The 23,165-nt window shown below is 68.3% G+C and carries 20 protein-coding genes; 16 read left to right on the forward strand and 4 right to left on the reverse strand.

From position 1 onward, the window contains the following. Positions 1–7: 7 nt before the first annotated feature. Complete coding sequence (locus tag HCR12_RS06205) at positions 8–1,288, forward strand: MinD/ParA family ATP-binding protein (RefSeq protein ID WP_166863996.1); 1,281 nt, start codon at positions 8–10, stop codon at positions 1,286–1,288. Beyond that, complete coding sequence (locus HCR12_RS06210; RefSeq protein ID WP_166863999.1) at positions 1,285–1,782, forward strand: peptide deformylase; 498 nt, start codon at positions 1,285–1,287, stop codon at positions 1,780–1,782. Before HCR12_RS06205 ends, HCR12_RS06210 begins: the two co-directional genes overlap by 4 nt. An 87-nt stretch (positions 1,783–1,869) precedes the next feature. Here the strand turns inward: HCR12_RS06210 and HCR12_RS06215 are convergent, their stop codons facing one another. Further along, on the reverse strand, positions 1,870–3,696 hold the full coding sequence (locus HCR12_RS06215; RefSeq protein ID WP_166864002.1) for an AMP-dependent synthetase/ligase: 1,827 nt from the start codon (positions 3,694–3,696) through the stop codon (positions 1,870–1,872). A 104-nt stretch (positions 3,697–3,800) separates the two neighbouring features. Between HCR12_RS06215 and HCR12_RS06220 the strand changes: the two genes are divergently transcribed. From HCR12_RS06220 to HCR12_RS06230, 3 genes are all read left to right on the forward strand, one after another. Continuing rightward, a complete protein-coding gene (locus HCR12_RS06220; RefSeq protein WP_166864005.1) occupies positions 3,801–4,751 on the forward strand; it encodes an ROK family glucokinase in 951 nt (316 codons plus the stop codon). A gap of 42 nt (positions 4,752–4,793) precedes the next feature. Beyond that, positions 4,794–5,492, forward strand: a complete 699-nt coding sequence (locus HCR12_RS06225) for a lysophospholipid acyltransferase family protein (protein WP_166864008.1) — start codon at positions 4,794–4,796, stop codon at positions 5,490–5,492. Between the two features lie 104 nt (positions 5,493–5,596). Beyond that, complete coding sequence (locus HCR12_RS06230; RefSeq protein ID WP_370589338.1) at positions 5,597–6,967, forward strand: class II 3-deoxy-7-phosphoheptulonate synthase; 1,371 nt, start codon at positions 5,597–5,599, stop codon at positions 6,965–6,967. A gap of 58 nt (positions 6,968–7,025) precedes the next feature. Here the strand turns inward: HCR12_RS06230 and pknB are convergent, their stop codons facing one another. Continuing rightward, entirely contained in the window at positions 7,026–8,978 is a 1,953-nt protein-coding gene (gene pknB, locus HCR12_RS06235) for a Stk1 family PASTA domain-containing Ser/Thr kinase (RefSeq protein WP_166864012.1), read from the reverse strand. Positions 8,979–9,058: 80 nt separating this feature from the next. Continuing rightward, complete coding sequence (locus HCR12_RS06240; RefSeq protein ID WP_224763695.1) at positions 9,059–10,567, reverse strand: muramidase family protein; 1,509 nt, start codon at positions 10,565–10,567, stop codon at positions 9,059–9,061. Positions 10,568–10,734: 167 nt separating this feature from the next. On the opposite strand from HCR12_RS06240, the gene HCR12_RS06245 reads away from it, so the two are divergent. Further along, on the forward strand, positions 10,735–11,073 hold the full coding sequence (locus HCR12_RS06245) for an Rv2175c family DNA-binding protein (RefSeq protein WP_166864015.1): 339 nt from the start codon (positions 10,735–10,737) through the stop codon (positions 11,071–11,073). Positions 11,074–11,109: 36 nt separating this feature from the next. Here the strand turns inward: HCR12_RS06245 and HCR12_RS06250 are convergent, their stop codons facing one another. Then, positions 11,110–12,240: a polyprenyl synthetase family protein gene (locus HCR12_RS06250; RefSeq protein WP_166864019.1), complete on the reverse strand. Its 1,131-nt coding sequence runs from the start codon at positions 12,238–12,240 to the stop codon at positions 11,110–11,112. Between the two features lie 81 nt (positions 12,241–12,321). Here HCR12_RS06250 and HCR12_RS06255 point away from each other — a divergent pair, with 81 nt between their 5' ends. The 10 genes from HCR12_RS06255 (at position 12,322) to HCR12_RS06300 (ending at position 23,163) form a co-directional block, all read left to right on the forward strand. Continuing rightward, on the forward strand, positions 12,322–12,618 hold the full coding sequence (locus HCR12_RS06255) for a DUF3040 domain-containing protein (protein ID WP_166864022.1): 297 nt from the start codon (positions 12,322–12,324) through the stop codon (positions 12,616–12,618). Positions 12,619–12,912: 294 nt separating this feature from the next. Next, positions 12,913–13,344 carry a division/cell wall cluster transcriptional repressor MraZ gene (mraZ, locus tag HCR12_RS06260; RefSeq protein WP_166864025.1) on the forward strand — a complete coding sequence of 144 codons (432 nt, stop codon included), beginning with the start codon at positions 12,913–12,915 and terminating at the stop codon, positions 13,342–13,344. A gap of 102 nt (positions 13,345–13,446) precedes the next feature. Further along, positions 13,447–14,397, forward strand: a complete 951-nt coding sequence (gene rsmH, locus HCR12_RS06265) for a 16S rRNA (cytosine(1402)-N(4))-methyltransferase RsmH (protein ID WP_166864028.1) — start codon at positions 13,447–13,449, stop codon at positions 14,395–14,397. Next, entirely contained in the window at positions 14,394–15,008 is a 615-nt protein-coding gene (gene ftsL, locus HCR12_RS06270; protein ID WP_166864031.1) for a cell division protein FtsL, read from the forward strand. Before rsmH ends, ftsL begins: the two co-directional genes overlap by 4 nt. Positions 15,009–15,022: 14 nt before the next feature. Then, positions 15,023–16,789 carry a peptidoglycan D,D-transpeptidase FtsI family protein gene (locus HCR12_RS06275; protein ID WP_166864034.1) on the forward strand — a complete coding sequence of 589 codons (1,767 nt, stop codon included), beginning with the start codon at positions 15,023–15,025 and terminating at the stop codon, positions 16,787–16,789. Positions 16,790–16,826: 37 nt separating this feature from the next. Continuing rightward, positions 16,827–18,242 carry a UDP-N-acetylmuramoyl-tripeptide--D-alanyl-D-alanine ligase gene (locus HCR12_RS06280; RefSeq protein ID WP_166864037.1) on the forward strand — a complete coding sequence of 472 codons (1,416 nt, stop codon included), beginning with the start codon at positions 16,827–16,829 and terminating at the stop codon, positions 18,240–18,242. Continuing rightward, positions 18,239–19,354: a phospho-N-acetylmuramoyl-pentapeptide-transferase gene (gene mraY, locus HCR12_RS06285; RefSeq protein WP_166864040.1), complete on the forward strand. Its 1,116-nt coding sequence runs from the start codon at positions 18,239–18,241 to the stop codon at positions 19,352–19,354. The genes HCR12_RS06280 and mraY overlap by 4 nt, the downstream gene beginning before the upstream one ends. Further along, entirely contained in the window at positions 19,351–20,907 is a 1,557-nt protein-coding gene (gene murD / locus HCR12_RS06290; protein WP_166864045.1) for a UDP-N-acetylmuramoyl-L-alanine--D-glutamate ligase, read from the forward strand. Before mraY ends, murD begins: the two co-directional genes overlap by 4 nt. Further along, a complete protein-coding gene (gene ftsW / locus HCR12_RS06295; protein ID WP_191412366.1) occupies positions 20,849–22,072 on the forward strand; it encodes a putative lipid II flippase FtsW in 1,224 nt (407 codons plus the stop codon). The genes murD and ftsW overlap by 59 nt, the downstream gene beginning before the upstream one ends. Further along, positions 22,069–23,163 (forward strand): UDP-N-acetylglucosamine--N-acetylmuramyl-(pentapeptide) pyrophosphoryl-undecaprenol N-acetylglucosamine transferase, encoded by a 1,095-nt coding sequence (locus HCR12_RS06300; protein ID WP_166864052.1) that lies wholly within the window; start codon positions 22,069–22,071, stop codon positions 23,161–23,163. The genes ftsW and HCR12_RS06300 overlap by 4 nt, the downstream gene beginning before the upstream one ends. Positions 23,164–23,165: the final 2 nt, after the last annotated feature.

The raw sequence follows: 23,165 nt of genomic DNA on the forward strand, positions 1-23,165 counted from the left end.
TTCGCTCATGGTTCGCATGACGTCCGGGCACGATCCCGCCGCTGACGACGCACCTGATGCCTCGTCGACGCCGCTTCCCGAGAACGTCTCCTTCACGATCGAGTTGCCGGCGACACCGCACGAGACGCCCGAGGAGGAGGTGCAGGTGACGCTCCACGAGAACGTCGTCGCGCCCGCCGAGATCGGGGCGATGGGGGAGGGCACGACGACGATCCATGTCGTGCCCGAGCTCGTGCAGACACCCGTTCCCCTCGAAGCCGAATCGGCGGCTGAGGAGCTCGTGCCGCTTCCCGCCGACGACGACATGTACTCCCGGCGGGAGCGCAAGCGCGGCCCGGTGCAGACACCGGAGCCTGCGACGATGCTCACGGCGGATCGCCTGCTCGAGCCCAAGCGCACCAAGGTGGCGCCCGAGGGTGCCTGGCCGGCATTCGTCTATGCCGCGACGCTGCACCTTGTGAACCTCGGCGACTCGCCGAAGGTGCGCGAGCGCAAGGCGCTCGAGGCGCGCATCGCGAAGCGCTTCGAAGGCGGCACGCGCTTCGTGCCGATCCTCACGCGCAAGGGCGGCGTCGGCAAGACGACCATCACGGCGCTGCTCGGCATGGCGCTGTCGGATGTGCGTGAGGACCGCGTGATCGCGGTCGACGCGAACCCCGACCGCGGCACGCTCTCGGAGCGCGTGGCACGGCAGACCCGCTCGACCGTGCGGGACATCGTCACCCACGCGCCCGCGATCAAGGACTTCAGCGAGCTGTCGCAGCACGTCTCCCGCGACGAGACCCGCCTCGACGTCCTCGCGTCCGACACGGATCCGCTGCTCTCGGAGGCCTTCGACGAGAACGATTACAACGTGGTCGCCGACCTCGTGTCGCGCTACTACTCGATCGTCCTCACCGACTGCGGCACGGGCATCGTGCACTCCGTGATGCGAGCGACCCTGCAGCGTGCCGACGGCATCGTGGTCGTCTCGGGCGGCAGCGTCGATGAGGCGCGTCTGGCATCCGAGACCCTCACCTGGCTCGAAGCCAACGACTACGGCGACCTCGTGAAGAACGCCGTCGTCGCCATCAACACGGCGACGCACGGAACCAACCTCGTCAACCTCGATGAGATCGAGGCGCACTTCGCCTCGCGCGTGCGCGCTGTCCTGCGGATGCCCTACGACCCCGAGCTCGCCGCGGGATCCGTGGTGCGCTGGAATCGCCTCAAGCCCTTCACCCGGACCTCCGCGCGTGAGCTCGCCGCTCTCGTGATGGACGGCCTGCCGACAGTACGGAACGCATGACCGAGCGCCAGATCCGTCTCTTCGGAGACCCCGTCCTCCGTTCGAAGACCGACCCGATCACCGACCCCGGCGACGCGCGTGTGCGCGCTCTCGCCGAGGACCTCGTCGACACCGTCCGTCTTCCCGGCCGAGCCGGCGTCGCGGCGACCCAGATCGGCGTGGGGCTCCGGGCCTTCAGCGTCAACATCGAAGGCGACATCGCCTACGTGCTGAACCCGGTGCTGGAGGTAGCGGGGGAGCCGTCGCTCGTCGATGAGGGATGCCTCTCGGTGCCGGGCTTCTATTTCCCGCGCATGCGCCACCCGTGGGCGCGTGTGACGGGCGTCGACGTCGACGGCAACGAGGTGGTGCTCGAGGGCGAGGGTCTCATGGCTCAGGCGCTTCAGCATGAGTGCGACCATCTCGACGGCAAGCTGTACATCGAAGGCCTCGAGCCGGAGACCAAGCGCGAGGCGATGCGCGCCGTGCGCCAGGCGGACTGGTTCAAGGTCTGAGCTGAGCCGGGATCCCTGAGCCGCGATCCACGTATGCGAAAGGCCCCACCTGCGCGAAGCAGGTGGGGCCTTTCGCTGGGTTCGGCGTCAGCCCTGCACCGAGATGCCCTCGGTTGCGGGGGAGCCCGAGTAGAGCGCCTCGATCTCGGCGGCGAAGTCCGTCACGATGACGCTGCGCTTGATCGACATCTTGGGCGTGAGGTGGCCGCTGGCCTCGGTGAACTCGATGGGCAGGATCTTGAACTTGCGGATCGACTCGGCGCGCGAGACGCGAGCGTTCGCGGCGTCGATGGCGCGCTGCACCTCGGCGACGATCTTCGGGTGCACGGCGGCCTCCTCGAGGCTCATGCTGCCGTCTTCGTCGTTGTTGTTCAGCCACACGGGGAGCATCTCGGAGTCGAGCGTGATGAGCGCCGAGATGAACGGCCGCTGGTCGCCCACGACGACGATCTGACCGACGACGGGGTTCGCGCGAACCGGGTCCTCGAGCGCCGCGGGTGCCACGTTCTTGCCGCCCGCGGTGACGAGGATCTCCTTCTTGCGGCCGGTGATCGTGAGGTAGCCCTCGTCGTCGAGCGATCCGATGTCGCCCGTGTGGAACCAGTCGCCCGAGAAGACCTCAGCGGTGGCCTCAGGGTTGTTCCAGTAGCCCGCGAAGACATCGATGCCCTTGACGAGCACTTCGCCGTCGTCGGCGATCTTCACGCCCACACCCGGAAGCGGCGCGCCGACCGTGCCGATCTTGAACTTCTGCACGAGGTTGACCGTCGCGGGCGCCGTGGTCTCGGTGAGGCCGTAGCCTTCGAGGACCTTGAGGTCGAGGCTGCGGAAGAAGTGTCCGAGGCGCAGACCCAGCGGAGCGGAGCCCGACACCGCATAGCGCACGTTGCCGCCCATCGCCGCCTTCAGCTTGCTCAGCACGAGCTTGTCGAAGAGCGCGAACTGCAGCTTGAGCCCGAGCGGAACCTTGCCCGTGTCGAGAGCCTTCGAGTACGCGATCGCCACGTCGGCGGCCTTGTTGAAGATCTTCTCCTTGCCGCCGGCAGCGGCCTTCTGCTGGGCGGAGTTGTAGACCTTCTCGAACACACGCGGCACCGCGAGGAGGAAGGTCGGCTTGAAGCTGCCGAGCGAGGGGAGGAGCTGCTTGGTGTCGGCCTGGTGGCCGACCTTCACACCCGCGTGCACGGACAGGATCGAGATGAAGCGCGCGAACACGTGCGCGGTCGTCACGAACAGGAGCGTCGATGAGCCGGGTGCTACTACGTCCTTCATCGCGACTGCCGCGTTGCGCGACAGCTCCACGAAGTTGGAGTGCGTGAGGATGCAGCCCTTGGGCTTGCCGGTCGAGCCCGACGTGTAGATGAGAGTGGCGAGGTCGGAGCCCTTGGGGGCGCTGCGACGCGTCTCGACCTCATCGTCGGAGACGCCGGCACCGCTCGCGGACAGGTTCGCGATGTCGTCCTCGTGGAGCTTCCACACCTTCGTGACCGCGGGAACCTCAGCGGCGATCTCCTCGAAGCGGGAGAGCTGGTCGGCGTTCTCGATGATGATCGCCGTGGCACCCGCGTCATTGAGGATGTGGGCGATCTGAGAGGGTGCAGAGGTCTCGTAGACGGGCACGAGCACCGCACCGGCGAACCAGGTGGCGAAGTCGACGAGGGTCCACTCGTAGCGCGTGCGGCAGATGAAGCCGATCTTCTCGCCGGGCTGGATGCCTGCGGCGATGAGGCCCTTGGCGAGTGCGATGACCTGGCTGTGGAATTCGCGCGTCGTCACGTCCTGCCAGCCGCCGTCGGCGGTGGGCGTGGCGAAGAGGGGCGCATCCGGCGTCTCGGCGAGACGATTGAGCAGCAGATCGGTGGTGTTCGCGTCGGGCTCGGCTGGGACGACGGGCGGGACATATATCTCGTTCACGGCAGCTCCTTCGGTACCTGTGATGGTTTCGGGCGTTTCTTCCACTGTAGTGGGAGCACAAGAATTCGATCGAGGAACGGTACGGCTGACTAGACTCGTCGCTCGTGCATGCCATCGGAATCGACATCGGCGGGACCAAGATCGCGGGCGGCCTCGTGGCCGAGGACGGCTCGATCGTGCGTCAGGAGCGGCGCCCCACCCCGGCAGGGGATGGAGCGGTCATCGTCGACGCGGTCGTGGAGGTCGTCGAGAGCCTGATCGCGGGCCAGGAGATCGCCGCGGTCGGCGTCGCGGCACCCGGTTTCATCGATGCGGCGCAGTCCACCGTCTACTACACGCCCAACATCCCGTGGCGGAGCGAGCCGCTGCGCGATGTGCTCTCGGCGCGTCTGCCGGGTCTCGACATCACGATCGACAACGACGCGAACGCCGCCGGATGGGCCGAGTTCCGCTTCGGCGCAGGACGCGACTACAGCGACATGACGCTGCTGACGGTCGGCACGGGCGTCGGCGGAGCGATCGTCACGGGCGGTCAGCTTCTGCGTGGTGGCTTCGGCGCTGCGGCCGAGATCGGTCACATGCGCGTCGTCCCGGGCGGTCTTCCGTGCGGCTGCGGGCAGCGCGGCTGCATCGAGCAGTACGGATCGGGACGCGCGCTCATGCGGTTCGCGAACGAGATCGCCGACCAGCGCGGCATCGGAAGCGCCCTCGCACGCGCCCGCGACGAGCATGGCGAGCTGAACGGCCACATCGTGTCGGAGCTCATCATGGCCGATGACCCGGGTGCGCTCTTCGCCCTGCGCGAGCTCGGCGGGTGGCTCGGTCAGGCGGCCGCGTCGCTCTCGGCAGTGCTCGACCCGCAGATCTTCGTCTTCGGCGGGGGAGTCGCCGCAGCGGGAGATCTGCTGCTCGCCCCCATCCGCGAGTCGTTCCTTGCCCACATGCCCGCGCGCGGCTTCCGCCCGGAGCCCGTGTTCGCGACAGCCGAGCTCGTCAACGACGCGGGTGTCGTGGGTGCAGCCGACATCGCACGCCGCCACGCCGCGACACGCTGACGTCACGCACGGCGAGCGTAGGATCGACACCCGGAGGCCCTGGTGCTGTATCAGTTTCTGAAGAACTTCATCGTCGGGCCGTTCATGCTGAGCGTGTTCCGGCCCTGGGTGCGCGGCGCCGAGAACGTGCCCGAGAGCGGTCCGGTGATCTTCGCGAGCAACCACCTCTCGGTCATCGATTCCATCTTCCTGCCGATCGTGGTCGACAAGCAGATCCGCTTCCTCGCGAAGAGCGAGTACTTCACGGGCACCGGTTTCAAGGGCTGGATCACGCGCGCGTTCTTCCTCGGTGTCGGGCAGCTGCCGATCGACCGCTCAGGCGGCAAGGCATCCGAGGCCTCGCTCGGCACGGGGCTCGACCACCTTGCGCAAGGTGGGCAGCTGGGCATCTACCCGGAGGGCACCCGCAGCCACGACGGTCGTCTCTACCGCGGCCGCACCGGCATCGCACGGATGGTGCTCGAGTCGGGTGCCACCGTGGTCCCGGTCGCGATGATCGACACCGACAAGGTCATGCCGATCGGATCCCGGATGCCCAAGGTGCGCCGCGTGGGAGTGATCTTCGGGGAGCCGCTCGATTTCTCTCGCTTCGCCGGAATGGAGGGCGACCGATTCGTGCTGCGCTCCATCACCGACGAGATCATGTACGAGCTCTCGCACCTCACGGGCCAGGAGTACGTGGACGTGTACGCCTCGACCGCGAAGACGCGCCCGGCGGCCTCCGCGACCGCCGCCTCCTGAGGGTCTCGCGCGTCTGCGGCGTGATACTCGCTCGGCTAGGCTGAGTCTTTGGGGTGACGAGCTGTCACCCCGATCGAGACACACCCCAGAGCAGAGGAATTTCCGTGGCAGACCCGACCGAGACCATCGTGCAGGCAGATCCCGCAGTGATCGCCGGTCTCGACTATTGGCGGGAGCTGCCGATCAAGCAGCAGCCAGAATGGCCTGACGCCGAAGCAGTGAAGGCCGCGTCGGCGGAGATCGCCGCGCTGCCCCCGCTCGTCTTCGCCGGTGAGGTCGACCTCCTCCGCGATCGTCTCGCTCGCGCCGCGCGCGGTGAGGCCTTCCTGCTGCAGGGCGGCGACTGCGCCGAGACGTTCGCGGGCGCGACCGCCGACCAGATCCGCAACCGCGTCAAGACGATCCTGCAGATGGCCGTCGTGCTCACCTACGGTGCGTCGATGCCGGTCGTCAAGATGGGTCGCATGGCGGGTCAGTTCGCCAAGCCCCGCTCGAGCGATTTCGAGACCCGCGGCGACGTCACGCTGCCGGCCTACCGCGGCGACATCGTCAACGGCTACGACTTCTCCGAGGAGTCCCGCACGGCCGACCCGCGTCGACTCGTGCAGGGCTACCACACGGCCGCGTCCACGCTGAACCTCATCCGCGCGTTCACGCAGGGTGGCTTCGCTGACCTGCGCGAAGTGCACTCGTGGAACCAGGGCTTCGCGAAGAACCCCGCGAACCAGCGCTACGAGGGTCTCGCGAAGGAGATCGATCGCGCGATCCGGTTCATGGAGGCCGCGGGCGCCGATTTCGACGAGCTCAAGCGCGTGGAGTTCTACACGGGTCACGAGGGTCTGCTCATGGACTACGAGCGCCCGATGACGCGCATCGACTCGCGCAACGGCACGCCCGTGAACACCTCGGCACACTTCCTGTGGATCGGGGAGCGCACGCGCGAGCTCGACGGCGCGCACGTCGACTACTTCTCGCGCATCCGCAACCCCATCGGCATCAAGCTGGGGCCCTCGACGACGCCCGACGTGCTCGAGCAGCTCGTCGACAAGCTCGACCCGAACCGCGAGCCCGGCCGCCTCACGTTCATCACCCGGATGGGTGCGGGCAAGATCCGCGACGCCCTCCCCGCGCTGCTGGAGGCGAGCAAGTCGCTCGAGTCGACGCCGCTGTGGGTCACCGACCCCATGCACGGCAACGGCATCACGACACCCACGGGTTACAAGACGCGACGCTTCGACGACGTCGTCGACGAGGTCCGCGGCTTCTTCGAGGCGCACCGTGAGGCGGGCACGCACCCGGGCGGAGTGCACGTGGAGCTCACGGGTGACGACGTCACGGAGTGCCTGGGTGGTTCGGAGCAGATCGACGAGGCGAGCCTCGCGACCCGTTACGAGTCGCTGTGCGACCCTCGACTGAACCACATGCAGTCGCTCGAGCTCGCGTTCCTCGTGGCCGAGGAGCTCGCGCCCCGCTGAGCCGATGTGACGAAGGGCCGGTCACCCCGCGTGGGGGACCGGCCCTTCATCATCAGGCTCAGCCGATCCGCAGACCGACCGTGACGGTGTCGCCGCGGAAAGCGGTGGCGCTTGCGCCGGGGTCGGCGGACTTCACGGTGATGAGTGATTCGGGGAAGCTCTGTGCAAGCGTCCTGCTGACGCCGTCATCCTCAAAGTCGTAGGCGAGACCAGCCCCGGACAGGAGCGACTTCGCTTCCTTCCATGATGTGCCGATGATGTTCGGCACGGAGATCGGCTCGCGGCCTTCGGACACATTGAGGATCACGCGGTCGCCGGGGCGCACCACATCGCTCAGCGCGACGACGCTGATCACCGCGCCCTTCGCGATCTCCTCGCTGTAGTTCGACTGCGGTGCAGGGTCGACCTCCAGGCCCGCCTCGGTGAGCGCGGCCGTGGCCTCGTCGACCGACATGCCGGCGACGGAAGGCAGGGCGCCCGCGGAGACCACGAGGCGCACGGTCTGACCTTCGAAGAGCGCGTCGGAGCCGGCGCTCACATCGACGTCGGCGACGGATGCCCCGAGCACGATGTCCTTCTCCTGATCGGAGAACCGATACTCGACCGGCTCCTCGAGCGCGAGTTTGGCATCGGCGATCGCCTGAACGGCGGCCGGGAGGGAGAGCCCTGCGAGAGCGCCGATCACGGTGGGGGCCGGTCCGAGTGACACCTTGAGGGTCACGACGGTGTCGCGACGGATCGATGATCCGGGGGCGGGGTCGCTTCCGGCGACGAGGCCTTCCGCGATCGAGACGCTGTTGACCTCCTGGAATCCGTCGGCGACGGTGATGCCGAGCTCGGTGAGCTGCGCGCGCGCGGTGTCCGGCTGCATCGCGACGATGTCCTCAGGGATGGTCACGTGCGCGCCGGGGCCAGCTCCGAACCACCACCCCGTACCGCCTGCCGCGATCGCGAGTACGAGCACGAGGATGAACGCCACCCAGCCTCGCTTGCGCCGTGAGTCGGCGTTCGCACTGAGCTTGGCGGCGTTCGGGCTGACCGGTGCGGTGTCGGCCTGGGCGGCCACGAGCGACCGCGCGCCGAGCACCTGCGTCTCGGCAGTGTTCTGGAGCGCTGAGGGCAGCACCATGGTCTTCTGGATCGCCGTGGCGCCCGTCGGGAGGGCCGTCGACAGGAGCGCCTCCGTGTCGCGCAACTGGTCGAGCATGACGCGCGCGTCGCGCGGCCGCTCCTCGGGGTCGCGCGCGGTCGCCCAGAGCACGAGCTCGTCGAGTTCAGCGGGCACCTGCGGATTCGCGTTCGACGGCGGCGGCACGGAGTCGTTGGCGTGCTGATAGGCGATCTGCATCGGCTGCTCGCCCTTGAAGGGCTGCTCGCCGGTGAGCATCTCGTACATCATGATGCCGACCGCATAGATGTCGCTGCGGGCATCGGCGATGCCGCGCGTCACGAGCTCGGGCGACAGGTAGGCGATCGTGCCGAGCAGCGCGGCACCCGTCGCCGTATTCGCCGAGGCTGCGCGCGCGAGCCCGAAGTCGCCGATCTTGATGCGGCCGTCATCGGCGAGGAGGACGTTCTCGGGCTTGAGGTCCCTGTGCACGATGCCGGCATGGTGAGCGGCGGCGAGACCTGCGAGCACGGCTTCGGTGATGTCGAGGGTCTGCTCCGTGGTGAGAGACCCGTGCTGCTGCAGCAGGTCACGCAGCGTGATGCCGGACAGGTACTCCATCACGAGGTAGGCGGATTCGCCGTCCTGGCCCTGATCGAAGACGTTGACCACGTTCGGGTGCGCGAGCCGTGCCGCAGAGCGCGCCTCCTGGATGAAGCGCTGCTTGAACTGGCTGTCGTCGGCGAGGTGCCCGTGCATGACCTTCACGGCCACCCGGCGCTCGAGGCGCAGGTCGGTCGCAAGATAGACGGTGGCCATGCCTCCGCGCGCAATGCGCGACCGCACCTGGTAGCGGCCGTCGATGAGACGCCCGATCAGGGGATCCGTGGTGCTCGTGGTCACCCTTCGAGTGTAGGAGGGTGGGTACGCCGAGGCGGGATGGGACACGGCTCCGGTGTCGTCCGGTCCCGGCGCCTCCGGGGTCAGCTCAGTTGCGCGAGCCATGCCGTCGCGCTGGCCTCCCACTTGGCGTATGCGTTCGGGAATGCGGAGATCTGCACCGCCTGCGCCGCCTGCGTGAGGCTCATCGACTGCCATCCCGGGATGTCGAGCAGGCCGCGCGTCTTGCCCTTGTTGGGGTTGAGCGGGCCGCCGTAGAAGAGGCGTGCGGCGTGCGCGGCGTCGAGGATCTGCTCGGGCGTTCCCCATCCGCTGCTCGGACGCTGCTGGAAGAGGCCCAGCGAGTCGCGGTCGCCGTAGTTGATGTTGCGCAGGCTCGACTCCTGCATGGCGGTCGCGAGCGCGATGATGATGCCGCGGTCGGAGACGCCGAGGTCGCGACCGATCTGCACGATGATCAGCGCGTTGGCGCGCATCTCGTTGGTGAGCGGGGTGAGGCCGTCGGCGCGAGGAGCGGCCGCGACACCAGGGATCGTGAGGGTGCGCCCCGCGTAGATGATGCTCGTGCGCTGCAGGCCGTTGGCGTCGAGGATCGTCTGAACGCTCACGCCGAACTTCGCGGCGATCGACGAGACAGTGTCGCCCGAGGCGATCACGTAGCTGGCGCCCGTGGGCGGGCCGACGACCGGAGTCGAGGGCGGGTCGTTCGCTTCGATCGGGCTCACCGACGAGACGGGGGTGATCGCGAGCGACGCGCCGGGGATCGTGAGGGTGCGTCCTGCATAGATGATGCTGGAACGCTGGAGGCCGTTGGCGTCGAGGATCGCCTGCACGCTCACGCCGAACTTCGCGGCGATCGACGAGACGGTGTCGCCCGAGGCGATGACGTAGGTCGAGCCGTTCGACGGAGCCGGTGCAGGCGCCGGTGCCGGCGTGACCGACGAGACCGGCGTGGACGACAGAGTGCCGCCGGGGATCGCGATCGTCTGACCGGGGTAGATGATGCTTGAGGCGGAGAGGCCGTTCGCCGTCAGCACCGAGGCTGTGCTCACGCCGAAGCGCGCGGCGATGCCGCTGATGGTGTCGCCCTTGACGATCGTGTAGCGGCCGCCGCTGCTGGCGACGGGGGCCGGCGCAGGGGCGGGGGTGGGAGCGACGGCGGCGTTGGTGAGCTTGAGCACCTGGCCGGGGAAGATGAGGGATTTCCATCCGAGGCCGTTCGCGGCGAGGACGCTCGCGGTCGCGAGGCCGTAGCGTGCGGCGATCGAGGAGACCGTGTCGCCTGCCGTGACCGTGTGGGTCGCCGGGGGAGTGACGGTGGTCTTCGCGACGGTCGCGGCCGCGGCGGCGCGCAGGGCGCTGCCGAGGGCGGCCTTGGGCTTGCTGGTCTTGCGATCAGCGGCCGACGCGGATTGCACGGGTGCGATGGCCCCGGTGACGGTGAGGGCTCCGGCGAGCACGATCGGAACGGTCGCCATCATGCCCTTGGCCGCCAGGCTGGTGCCCTGCGTCCGAGGCTCTGCGACGACGGTGGGAGTGAGCCCTGCGAACACGGTGCGAGCGCGATCACTCGAATTCTCAGCGTCGAACATCGCTGTCCTGCCTTCCCCTCCGGCCTGGAGCGTGTCTATGAAACCGTCATAAACGTGTCACAGATGTTTAACAGTGTCAATCAGTGTGGCTGATGTGATTTGAGTTCACATGTTCGTAACATACCGATTCGCACGGAGCAGTCCCCTCGTCGTGGCAATCTGGAAGGGTGACCGAACTCTCCGCCGAATGGCTCACCCTTCCCGACGTCGCCGCTCAGCTCGGCGAGAGCACGAGTCGTGTGCGCCGGCTCATCGAAGACCGCCACCTGCTGGCGCTCCGCGTCGACGGCGTCCTCAAGGTGCCGGCGAGCTTCCTCCAGGACGGAGAGCCGCTCGTCGGGCTGCAGGGCACGCTCGTGCTGCTCGCCGACAATCGCTTCAGCGACGAGGAGGCGATGCGCTGGCTCCTCGAGACCGAGGACACGCTGGGCACCGCGCCCGTCGAGGCGCTCCGCAGCGGACGCAAAGCAGAAGTGCGCCGCGTCGCACAGGCCCTCGCGTTCTGAGGCGCGCCCCTCGGGCTGCGGCGTCGGCGCTGCGTCTCAGGCGTCGCGGCGCGTGACGCGATCGGCGAGCTCCGCCAGAGCGGTCTTCGCCGACGCCGCCACGGGAGCCGCATCGAGAGCTTCTCGGGCGACACGCGCATTGTGGGAGATGATCCGCTCCACCTGATCCGCGGCGCCGCTCTCGCGGATCGTGTTCTGCAGCATCCGTACCTGCGCGTCGTCGAGCGAGGCATCGCCGAGCAGCTCGTCGAGCAGGCGCACCGCGGTCGGGGGCATCTTCTGACGCGCGAGTCCGATGAGCACGGTGCGCTTGCCTTCTCGCAGGTCGTCACCCGAGGGCTTGCCGGTGACAGCAGGGTCGCCGAAGACGCCGAGCATGTCATCGCGGAGCTGGAAGGCCACGCCGAGCGGCAGGCCGAAGTCGCGCATCGCGGCCAGTTGCGCCAGCGAACCGCCCGCCATCGCCGCGCCGATCAGCAGGGGCGCCTCGATGCTGTACTTCGCCGACTTGTAGACGATGACCGTATGGGCGCGGGGGAGCGCCTCGCTGTCGGGGCGCGAGCGCCACGAGTCCTCCTCGAGCACGTCGAGGTACTGCCCCACCGTCACCTCGGTGCGCATGCGTGCGAACTCGGCGCGAGCCGCTGCCGCCGCCTCGCGGTCGGCGAGAGTCGCCACACCGTCCTGGAAGAGCTCGTCGCTCCAGCTCAGCAGCAGGTCGCCGAGGAGGATGGCGGCAGAGGCGCCGAAGCGCGTCGACGCGCCGTCCCAGCCCTGGTCGCGGTGCAGAGCGGCGAATGCGCGGTGCGCCGCAGGCCGACCCCGCCGGGTGTCCGAGTTGTCGATGATGTCGTCGTGCACGAGCGCCGCGGCGTGGAAGAGCTCGAGTGCGGAGGCCACCGAGACGATCCCGGGCAGGTCGGCATCGAGATCGGGGGAGTCGAGATCCGGGAGCGGGCCTTCATTCGCGGAGATCGCCGCGACGGACCGCCAGCCCCAGTAGCAGAAGAGCGCGCGGAACCTCTTTCCACCCGCCAGCAGGCCGCGAGCCTCGTCGACGAGCGGTGCCAGATCGGGCGAGATCTCGGCGAGCGCAGTCGCGTGGGCATCGAGCGCATCGTCGATCCGACGAGCGACCTGATCGACTAACCGCGTACTCCCAGCCACTTCTCTAGCCTACTCAGCCGCGCATGCCTAGAATCGACACATCGAGGGGGCCCACCTCGGTGATGGTTTAAGGAGCACGACATGCCACTTTCGGAACAGGAGCAGCGCCTCCTCGATGAGATGGAGCGCAGTCTCTACCACAACGACGCCGACGACGTCACGACGGTGGGGGTGACTCCCGGTCGCGCCAATGCGACGGCGCTCATCATCGCCGCGCTGGGCCTGCTCATCGGCATCGCCCTCCTCGTTCTCGGCGTGGTCGTTCGCCAGCCCCTCGTCGGGGTGCTCGGCTTCGGCCTGATGTTCGGGGGAGCCGTGTTCGCACTCGCTCCTCCTCTGCGCTTCCAGGTGCCTGCGCGTCCGCGCGTGCACCGCTGATCTCGCGGGCGGATTCGCTCCGCCTGCGAGATGACGAAAGCCGGCCTTCGGGCCGGCTTTCGTCGTCTCTGGAGGGTTCTGCTGCCCTGATGCGGTGCTTTCCCTCCCTGCGGGGGTGAATTCGGGCTCAATTCGCGTAAATCTCCTCCACTTCCCTCCACCCCCTAGAGGCCTGATATTTCAGGCCTCTTTTGTCGTCTACGGACGGAAATATGGGGGATTCGCTTGTTTGGTGGTGCGAAGTGGAGTAAAGTGGAGGACACCTGGGCCTGGCCGGAGCGAAGGGGGTCGAACATGCTTCTCGGTACGTTCGCGCCCAAGCTCGACGACAAAGGTCGGATCATCCTTCCCGCGAAGTTCATGGACGACTTCGAAGAAGGCGTGGTCATGACCCGCGGTCAGGAGCGCTGCATCTACGTGTTCAGCGACAGGGAGTTCGCGGAACTGCACGAGCGCGCCCGGCAAGCGCCCGTCACCGGCAAGAAGGGTCGCGACTTCCTTCGACTGCTCCTGAGCGGCGCGGCCCAGGAAGTCCCTGACAAGCAGCACCGGGTCACCATCCCGCCGCTGCTGCGCGAGTACGCCGGCCTCGGCCGCGAACTCACGGTCATCGGAACGGGCAACCGCGCCGAGATCTGGGACACCGCCGCCTGGAACGCCTACTACGAAGCCACCGAAGCCGACTTCGCCGACACCGATGAGGAGGTGATCGCGGGCCTCTTCTGATCTCGCGGATGCGACCCTCAGCCGCACTCCCGGACATCACTTCCCCGATGTCCGGAAGCGGCGGATGGGGATCGGATCCGCGGGGATCACGCCCACGAAGCCATGAACGATCGACTCCACATCCCCGTCATGCTCGAGCGCTGCATCGAGCTGCTCGCCCCCGCCATCCAGGAGCCGGGTGCCGTCGTCGTCGACGCGACCCTCGGTCTCGGCGGACACTCCGAGGCGCTCCTCGAGCGCTTCGAGAACATCCAGCTCGTGGGCCTCGACCGCGACCGTCACGCGCTCGCACTCGCGTCTGAGCGTCTCGCCCGCTTCGGTGACCGCTTCCACCCGGTGCACACCGTGTACGACGAGCTGCCTGCCGCGCTCGACTCCCTCGGATTCGACGGCGCCGACGGCATCCTCTTCGACCTCGGCGTCTCCTCGATGCAGCTCGACCAGGCCGAGCGCGGGTTCTCGTACTCGCAGGACGCTCCGCTCGACATGCGCATGGATGACACGGCGCCGCTCACGGCCGCGCAGATCATCGCCGAGTACGACGAGGGGGCGCTGCGCCGGATCTTCTGGGAGTACGGCGACGAGAAGCTCGCGCCGCGCTACGCGAAGCGCATCGTCGAGGCCCGCCAGCAGGCGCCCATCGAGACCTCCGCGCAGCTCGTCGCGATCATCGACGCCGCCACTCCGGCAGCGGCTCGCCGAGCTGGGCACCAGTCGAAGCGCGTCTTCCAGGCTCTCCGCATCGAGGTGAACCAGGAGCTCTCGGTGCTCGAGCGGGCCATTCCCGCCGCCGTCGACGCCCTGCACCTCGGCGGGCGCATCGTCGTCATGTCCTACCAGTCGCTCGAGGACCGCATCGTCAAGCGGGCCCTTCAGGCGCGCTCCACGTCGACCGCTCCGCGCGGCCTGCCCGTGGAACTGCCCGAGCACGCTCCCGAACTCAAGCTCCTCGTGCGCGGCGCCGAACTCGCCGACGACGACGAGCGGGCACGGAACCCCCGATCCACCCCCGTGCGCCTGCGCGCTGCCCAGAGAGTCAAGGAGAGCGCATGACCGCCGCAGCCGAGGCTCTGCTCCTCCCGGCTCCCGCGCCAGAGGAGACGCCCCGTCGTCACCTCGACATCGCCCCGACGCGCGCCCAGAAGCGCGCGCGTCCGCGCATCTACGGGGCGATCGTGGCGATCGCCGGTATCGGCGTCATCCTGATCGGGCAGCTGCTCATGAGCATCGTGCTCGCCGATGGCGCCTACCAGATCGCCGCCCTCCAGACCGAGAAGCGCGACCTGGTGCGCGAACAGCACGCCGCGACCGAGACGCTGCAGCAGCTCAGCTCGACGCAGAGCCTCATGCAGAACGCGACGGGCCTCGGAATGATCGTGAGCGGAACGCCCCTGTTTCTCGACATCGAATCCGGTCAGGCTCTCGGCCACGCGGGCCCCGCGAAGGGCCAGATCGTCGGTGCAGGAGGCAACCTCATCGGCAACGCGCTCATCGCCGACGGATCCACGATGCTCGACCACCAGGCCGCAGCAGACGCCGTGGCAGACGCGCCGACCATCAGCACGAGCCCTGTCTCCGGCGTCGAGGGCGTGAACGCTCCCGGCTCGGGTGTCGCTCCCGGACAGACCGTTCCGGGCACGATACCGTCGCCGGTGACCCGCTGACGGCAGGAGAGTTCGTGAACGACCCGCGAGGATCCCGTCGGCGGCTGTCGCTTGCGGTCATCGCGGTGTTCGCGGTGCTCATCGCCTTCTCGGTGCGGCTCGTCGACATCCAGGTCGTGCGCGCCGAGAAGCTCGGCACCATCGCCGTCGACAATTACCGCACGGTGACGACGTGGGGAACCCGCGGCAGCATCGTCGACGCGAACGGCACCGTGCTGGCGACGAGCGTCGATCGCTTCAACATCACGGCAGCTCCCAACCTCGTCGACCTCAAGGGATTCGACCGGCGGATCGAGGTCGACGGCAAGCGCGAACGCGTCCAGGTCACGTTCGAGCAGGCGGTCGCCGAGGTCTCCGAGCTCACGGGTGTGGATCCGAACCAGCTCCGCACTGCGCTCACGAAGGACCCGGAGTCGAAGTTCACCTATCTGGCGAAGGGCGTCAAGCTCGACGTCTTCCAGGCAGTGAAGGCGCTCAAGATCCCCTGGATCTACAGCGAGCCGCAGCCGGCGCGCAGCTATCCCAACGGTGCGATCGCCGGAAACCTCGTCGGGCTCATGGGCACGGATGGTCCGCTGTCGGGCACCGAGCGCAAGTGGAACGAATGTCTCGCCGAGACCAACGGCACTACGGAATACGCCATCAGCCAGGACGGTGTGCGGATGCCGGGGTCGGAGGTCGTGGAGACGCCCGCCGTCGACGGAGGCACGATCCACCTCACGATCGATGCCGATCTGCAGTGGTTCGCCCAGCAGGCGATCGCCGAGCAGGGAAGCGCGATCGGGGCGCGGTGGGCGACTGCCGTCGTCGTGGAGGTCAAGACGGGGCGCATCGTCGCGGCCGCCGACTGGCCGACGGTCGACCCCAACGACGTCAACTCCGCAAAGGCCGAGGACGCGGGGTCCCGCATCTTCACCGCCCCGTACGAGCCGGGGTCGGTCATCAAGACCGCGACAGTCGCCGGCATGCTCGACGCGGGCGTCTTCGCGCCGACGACGCCGTTCACCGTGCCGTCGTCCTACACGGTGAACGGGGAGCGCATCTACGACTCCTGGGGTCACGGCACGGTCCAGTACACGGCAGCGGGGATCCTGGTGAACTCCTCGAACATCGGCATCGGACTGATGTCCGAGATGCAGCCGCTCGCCGACCGCATCGACTACCTCCGCGGCTTCGGCTTCGGGTCGTACACCGGTGCTGACTTCCTCGGCGAAGAGGATGGCACCGTGCGCAGCGCCGATCGCACAGACCCGGTGACGGCTGTCACGCAGCAGTTCGGGCAGGGAATGACCGCCACGAGCGCCCAGGTGGCGAGCATGTATCAGACCGTGGCGAACGGGGGAGTCCGGATCCCGCTGACCCTCGTCGCGGGTTGCGAGCTCCCCGATGGCACGTTCGTGAAGGCCCCCCAGGAGGAGCCCGTCCGGGTGATCTCCGAGCGAGCGGCGACCGAGACCGTCAACATCCTCGAGAACGTGGTCACGAACTACCACCTGGGGCCGACTCTCGCGATCCCCGGGTACCGGATCGCGGCGAAGTCCGGCACGGCCGAGGTCGCCGCGGGAGGCCGCTACACCTCGGACCGCATCGTGTCGGTCTCCGGGATGTTCCCTGCCGATGATCCTGAGTATGCGCTCACCGTGACCTACGCGTACCCCACTACGATAAAGACGTCGAGGGCCGCAGCGCCCACCTTCAAGGCGATCGCCGAGCACGTCATCAAGACGTTCCGCATCCCACCCTCGACCGAACCGGCTCCCACGATCCCACTGACCTGGTGACGCCTGCCCCTGATCCGAATCACGAGGTGAGACACGCATGATCCCGTTGGGACTGGACGAGCTCGCCGGACTCCTTGATGGGCGGCTCGTTCTGCCCGAAGGTGTGCCGGGAAGCGCGATCGTCGAGGGGAGCGTCGAGACGGATTCCCGCCTCGTGTCTCCGGGATCGATCTTCTTCGCGCTGCCGGGCGAGGTGACCGACGGGCACCTCTTCGCCCCCGCGGCGGTCGAGGCGGGCGCAGCGCTCGTCGTGTGCCGGGAGGACCTCGGTCTTCCCGTGCCGCAGCTCATCGTCGACGACGCGCTCGAGGCGCTCGGCGATCTCGCGCGCGAGGTCGTGGCGCGGGTGCGCGCGGCTGGCGACCTGCGCGTGGTCGGCATCACCGGGTCGAACGGCAAGACGACCACCAAGAACATGCTCGGAGCGATCCTCGCCGCCGAAGGCCCCACGATCGCGCCGCGTGACTCGTTCAACAACCAGGTCGGCGCCCCGATCTCGATGCTGCGCATCGACGAGGGCACCCGCTACCTCATCGTCGAGATGGGCGCGAGCGGTGCGGGCAAGATCGCGCGACTCGTGTCGATCGCCCAGCCCGACATCGGCGTCGTGCTCAAGGTGGGACTCGCTCACGCGGGCGGATTCGGCGGCATCGACGCGACCGAGCAGGCGAAGGCGGAGATGGTCGTCGACCTGCCGACATCCGCCGTCGCCGTGCTGAACCGCGACGACGACCGCGTCTGGCGGATGCGCGAGCGCACCGCAGCGCGCGTCACCTCGTTCGGTCTCGACAGCGACGCGGATCTGCGCGCGGAGGACGTCGAGCTGACGATCTCCGGCACGCGCTTCACGCTCGTGGCGGGCGATGTGCGCCGCCCCGTGCTGCTGCGCATCCTCGGCGAGCACCACGTCATGAACGCCCTCGCCGCGCTCTCCGTCGCGCGCGAGCTCGGCGTCGACCTCGACCGCGCGATCACGGCCCTCGAGGCGCTTCCGCGTGCCGAGCGCTGGCGCATGGAGATTCTGGAGCGCCCCGACGGCGTCACCATCATCAACGACGCGTACAACGCGAGTCCCGACTCTGTGGCGGCCGCGCTCAAGACGCTCGTGCATCTTGCGCGTCAGGAAGGGCGGCGCAGCGTCGCCGTCCTCGGCGAGATGGCGGAGCTCGGCGAGTACGCGCTCGAAGAGCACGACCGCATCGGCCGACTCGCCGTGCGACTCGACATCCGCCAGCTCATCGTCGTGGGGGAGGGCGCGCGTCACATCCATGCGGCCGCCGGTCTCGAGGGGTCGTGGGATGGCGAATCGGTCCTCGTTCCCGATGCGGATACGGCCTACGATGTGCTCCGTGACGTTCTTCGAAGCGGCGACATCGTGATGGTGAAGTCGTCCAACTCGGCAGGCCTTCGCCATCTCGGTGATCGCCTCGCAGAGAGCGAGGACGCCTCGTGATCACACTGCTCATCGCGGGAGCCTTCGCCCTCGTCTTCACCCTCCTCACGACGCCGCTCTGGATCCGTCTGTTCCGCCGGCTCGAGTGGGGACAGTTCATCCGCGACGACGGTCCGCAGTCGCATCACATCAAGCGCGGCACGCCCACGATGGGCGGCATCGTCTTCATCACGGGAGCGGTGCTCGGCTACTTCGTCGGGCACCTCGTCACGGAGACCCCGCTCACGGCCGTCGGCCTGCTCGTCATCGGCATGATGGTGGGCCTCGGCGTCGTCGGCTTCGTGGACGACTACATGAAGGTGCGCAACCAGCGCAGCCTCGGCCTCGGCGGATGGGCCAAGATCCTCGGTCAGGCGATCGTGGCGACGGTGTTCGCGCTTCTCGCGATCCTCTCCCCGGCCGACGAGAACGGACTCCGTCCGGCGTCGCTGAAGATCTCCGCGATCCGCGACATCGACTGGCTGAACCTCGCGACCTTCGGTCCCGTGATCGGCATCGTGCTGTTCGTGCTCTGGGTCAACGTCATCACGGTGTCGGCATCCAACGCCGTCAATGTCACGGACGGTCTCGACGGACTGGCGTCCGGAGCGGCGATCTTCGCGACCTCGGCCTACATCTTCATCGCGTTCTGGCAGTTCAACCAGTCCTGCTTCAACCCGATGCTCGACCTCGACGTCGCATACAAGTGCTACACGGTCCGCGACCCCATGGAGCTCGCGATCATCGCCGCGTCGATCGCGGGCAGCCTCGTCGGGTTCCTCTGGTGGAACACCTCGCCCGCGCAGCTCTTCATGGGCGACACGGGTTCGCTCGCCCTCGGTGGGGCCCTCGCCGCGCTCGCGATCCTCACCCGCACCGAGCTTCTGCTCGTGCTCATCGCCGGTCTCTTCATCATCACGACCGGTTCGGTGATCGTGCAGCGCACGTGGTTCAAGGTCACGAAGTGGAGATACGGGCAGGGCAGACGTGTCTTCCTCATGAGCCCGCTCCATCACCACTTCGAGCTCAAGGGCTGGGCGGAGATCACGGTCGTCGTGCGCTTCTGGATCATCGGCGCGCTGTTCGTGGCTGCCGGCGTCGGCGCCTTCTACCTGGAGTGGATCAGCCGGTGAGCGAGTCGCTCGACACCCTCACCAGCTGGCACTCCGACTGGAAGGGTCTGCGCGTCGCTGTGCTCGGACTCGGCGTCACGGGCTTCGCCGTCGCCGACACGCTCACCGAACTCGGTGCTGACGTGCTCGTCGTCGCATCCGGCGGCTCGCAGGAGCACCTCGATCTGATGCCCGTCATCGGCGCGCGCTTCCTGCAGCACCCGGATGGCGCCACGGTGCCCGAGGAACTCGTCGTGTTCGGTCCCGACGTGGTCGTGGTGTCGCCGGGTTTCCATCCCGACCACCCCCTGCTCGAGTGGGCCGCTGCTGCGGGGATCCCCGTGTGGGGTGACATCGAGCTCGCCTGGCGACTGCGCGACAAGGTCGTGCGCGCCGACGGCACGCCCGCCGACTGGATCCTCATCACGGGCACCAACGGCAAGACGACGACCACCCAGCTCACCGCTCACATGCTCGTCGCTGGTGGTCTGCGGGCGGCGCCCGCCGGCAACATCGGCATCCCCGTGCTCGACGCGATCCGCGACCCCGGCGGCTTCGACGTGCTCGTCGTGGAGCTGTCGAGCTACCAGCTGCACTGGTCGCACCGGAATCCGGGCGGCGACATGCGACCGCTCGCCTCGGCGTGCCTCAACATCGCCGACGACCACATCGACTGGCACGGATCGCTCGAGGCGTACATCGCCGCGAAGGGTCGGGTCTTCGAGGACACCCGGGTCGCCGCGGTCTACAACATCGACGACCCGCGCACCATGAAGCTCGTCGAGGACGCCGATGTCGAGGAAGGCTGCCGGGCGATCGGCTTCGGCCTCGGCATCCCGGGTCGCAGCGACTTCGGGCTCGTGGAGGATGTGCTCGTCGATCGCGCCTTCCTCGACGAGCGCCACACGCACGCTCTCGAGATCGCGACCCTCGACGACCTCCGCGAGGCGGGCCTCGGTGCCCCGCACTCGGTGCAGAACGTGCTCGCCGCATCGGCCCTCGCACGAGCCGCGGGGGTCGGCACCGCGAACATCCGCGAAGCGATCCGCAGCTTCCGGATGGATGCGCACCGCACCGAGATCGTGGCGATCGCCGACGGCATCACGTGGATCGACGACTCCAAAGCCACCAATGCGCACGCCGCCGATGCGTCGCTGCGCGCGTCGCAGAGCGTCGTGTGGATCGCGGGCGGACTCCTCAAGGGCGTCGACCCCGCGCCGCTCGTCGAGCGCCACGCCCCGCGTCTGCGCGCGGCGGTCGTGATCGGCGAGGACCGCACCGAGCTCCTCGACGCGTTCCGACGACACGCGCCCGGCGTCCCGGTGCTCGAGGTGGACGGATCCGAGACTGGAGATGTGATGACCGCCGCCGTGCGCGCGGCCGCATCCGTCGCGCAGATGGGCGACGCGGTGCTGCTGGCTCCGGCTGCGGCGTCGATGGATCAGTTCACGGACTACGCGGATCGCGGTCGCCGATTCGCCGAGGCGGTGCGCGCGCACCTGGGAGGGGAAGCCGGTGACGACGACCCGACCTCCGCATCCCCCGAGCAGCCCGGGACCGGCCCAGCCCTCTGACGCGCGCGGCGGCACGACCGCTGTCGTGAGACTGCGGCGGATCTTCGCCGCCGACTCGCCCGACTATGTGCTGCTGCTCGGCACGACCGTCTTCCTCGTGATCTTCGGTCTCGTGATGGTGCTGTCGTCGTCGTCGATCGAGTCGCGTGTGTCGGATGGCGACTTCTTCGCACGTGCCACCCGGCAGGCGGTGCTCGCCGCGATCGGCCTGCCGCTCATGCTCATCGTGTCGCGGGCACCGCTGATCTTCTGGAAGCGCTGGGCGGGCCCTGCGATGATCACCGCGGCGATCCTGCAGTTCCTCGTCGTCGCGACTCCGCTGGGCTCCGGTGACTACAACCGCAACTGGCTCCGGTTCGGCGGTGTGAGCTTCCAGCCGTCGGAGGCCGTGAAGCTCGCGCTCATCATCTGGCTCGCACTCGTGCTGACGACGGTCATCCGAACGGCGCCGCAGGGGCGGCGCCTTGCCCTGCAGATCATCGTGTTCGCCGGCGGGCCGCTCTTCCTCGTGCTCATCGGCAACGACCTCGGAACCGCCATCATCCTCTTCTCGATGATCATCGGCGCGCTCTTCTTCGCGGGTGTGAAGCTGCGCTACATCGGCAGCGTTCTCGCGATCGTCGCGATCGCGGCCCTCATCCTCGTGCAGGTGAGCGAGTCGCGCAGCGGCCGCTTCGCTGCCTGGCTCAGTGGCTGCGCCGACCCGGTCGGCTACGCCGACCAGTGCTACCAGACCCTCCACGGCTGGCAGGCGCTCGCGAACGGCGGCATCTTCGGGGTGGGCCTCGGCAACTCGGCGTCGAAGTGGAACTGGCTGCCCGAGGCTGAGACGGACTTCATCTACGCCATCATCGGCGAGGAGCTCGGGCTTGTCGGTGCTGTGCTCGTGATCATCCTGTTCGCCGTGCTCGCCGTGTGCTTCGTGCGCATCATCCGCCGCCAGACCGACCCGTTCGTCAAGATCGCCACGTCGGTTGCGATGGTCTGGATCATCGGCCAGGCGTTCGTGAACATCGCCGTCGTGCTGGGGCTCCTTCCCGTGCTCGGCGTCCCCCTTCCGTTCATCTCCGCGGGCGGTTCCTCGCTCGTGACGACCCTGGTGGCGATCGGCATCGTGCTGTCCTTCGCCCGACATGACCCTCGAGCTGTGGAGTCCGTGCAGTGACTGTGTATCTGATGGCAGGTGGCGGGACCGCCGGTCACGTCAACCCTCTGCTCGCGACAGCCGATCGCCTGCGCGAGCTGGAGCCGGATGCGGAGGTGCTCGTGCTCGGCACAGCCGAGGGCCTCGAAGCGCGTCTCGTCCCGCTGCGCGGCTACGAGCTGGTCACGGTGCCGAAGCTCCCGTTCCCGCGTCGCGTCAACCTCGACGCGACGCGCTTCCCGCTGCGCTGGCGACGCAGCGTCGAGCTCACTCGATCGATCATCCGCGAGCGCGGCGTCGACGTCGTGGTGGGCTTCGGCGGCTACGCCTCGGCCCCCGCGTACGCCGCGGCGCACAAGGAAGGCATCCCGCTCGTCATCCATGAGGCGAATGCGCGGCCCGGAATCGCCAACCGCTACGGCGCTCGCCTCACCCCGTTCGTCGCGACGGTCTTCGCCTCGACTCGCATCCGCCACGGCCGTCTCGTGGGCCTTCCGCTGCGGCGAGAGATCGAGCACCTCGATCGTTTCGCCGCGCGTCCCGAAGGGCTCGAGCTCTTCGGCCTGCGTGCGGGGATGCCCACGCTGCTCGTGACGGGCGGCTCCACGGGTGCGCGCCGCATCAACGAGTCGATCTCGCAGGCGATCGACGCGATCCTCGCATCCGGCTGGCAGGTGCTGCACATCACCGGCAGCCGTTCGCCGGTGCAGGATCCGGGTCTCGATGGCTACCGGATCATCGAATACTGCGACCGCATGGATCTCGCTCTCGCCGTCGCCGATCTCGCCGTCTCCCGCTCGGGAGCGGCGACGGTGAGCGAGCTCGCCGCTCTCGGCATCCCCGCGGTGTTCGTGCCGTACGCGGTGGGCAACGGAGAGCAGGCTCTCAACGCGCGTGATGCGGTCGACGCCGGGGGAGCGATGATCGTCTCTGACGCCGATTTCACCCCCGACTGGGTGCGCACGAAGTTCGTCACCCTCCTCGAGGATCCGGCCCTCATCGCCGACATGGCCGCGCGGATCGCGACCACCGGACGCCCCAGTGCGTCGGATGCGATGGTCGAGCTCATCCAGGACGCCCGGCGTTCAGCCGACCGTCCGGCGGAGGGGTAGCG

It is taken from the genome of Salinibacterium sp. ZJ70, from assembly GCF_011751865.2.
Lineage (GTDB): Bacteria > Actinomycetota > Actinomycetes > Actinomycetales > Microbacteriaceae > Homoserinibacter.

Excerpts from the sequence above, each read along its gene's own strand:
- ftsL (WP_166864031.1), top strand. The coding sequence starts at position 14,394 with ATGACCGCCGCAGCCGAGGCTCTGCTCCTCCCGGCTCCCGCGCCAGAG.
- HCR12_RS06255 (WP_166864022.1), top strand. The coding sequence starts at position 12,322 with ATGCCACTTTCGGAACAGGAGCAGCGCCTCCTCGATGAGATGGAGCGC.
- rsmH (WP_166864028.1), top strand. The coding sequence starts at position 13,447 with ATGAACGATCGACTCCACATCCCCGTCATGCTCGAGCGCTGCATCGAG.
- HCR12_RS06240 (WP_224763695.1), bottom strand. The coding sequence starts at position 10,567 with ATGTTCGACGCTGAGAATTCGAGTGATCGCGCTCGCACCGTGTTCGCA.
- mraZ (WP_166864025.1), top strand. The coding sequence starts at position 12,913 with ATGCTTCTCGGTACGTTCGCGCCCAAGCTCGACGACAAAGGTCGGATC.
- HCR12_RS06280 (WP_166864037.1), top strand. The coding sequence starts at position 16,827 with ATGATCCCGTTGGGACTGGACGAGCTCGCCGGACTCCTTGATGGGCGG.
- HCR12_RS06205 (WP_166863996.1), top strand. The coding sequence starts at position 8 with ATGGTTCGCATGACGTCCGGGCACGATCCCGCCGCTGACGACGCACCT.
- HCR12_RS06210 (WP_166863999.1), top strand. The coding sequence starts at position 1,285 with ATGACCGAGCGCCAGATCCGTCTCTTCGGAGACCCCGTCCTCCGTTCG.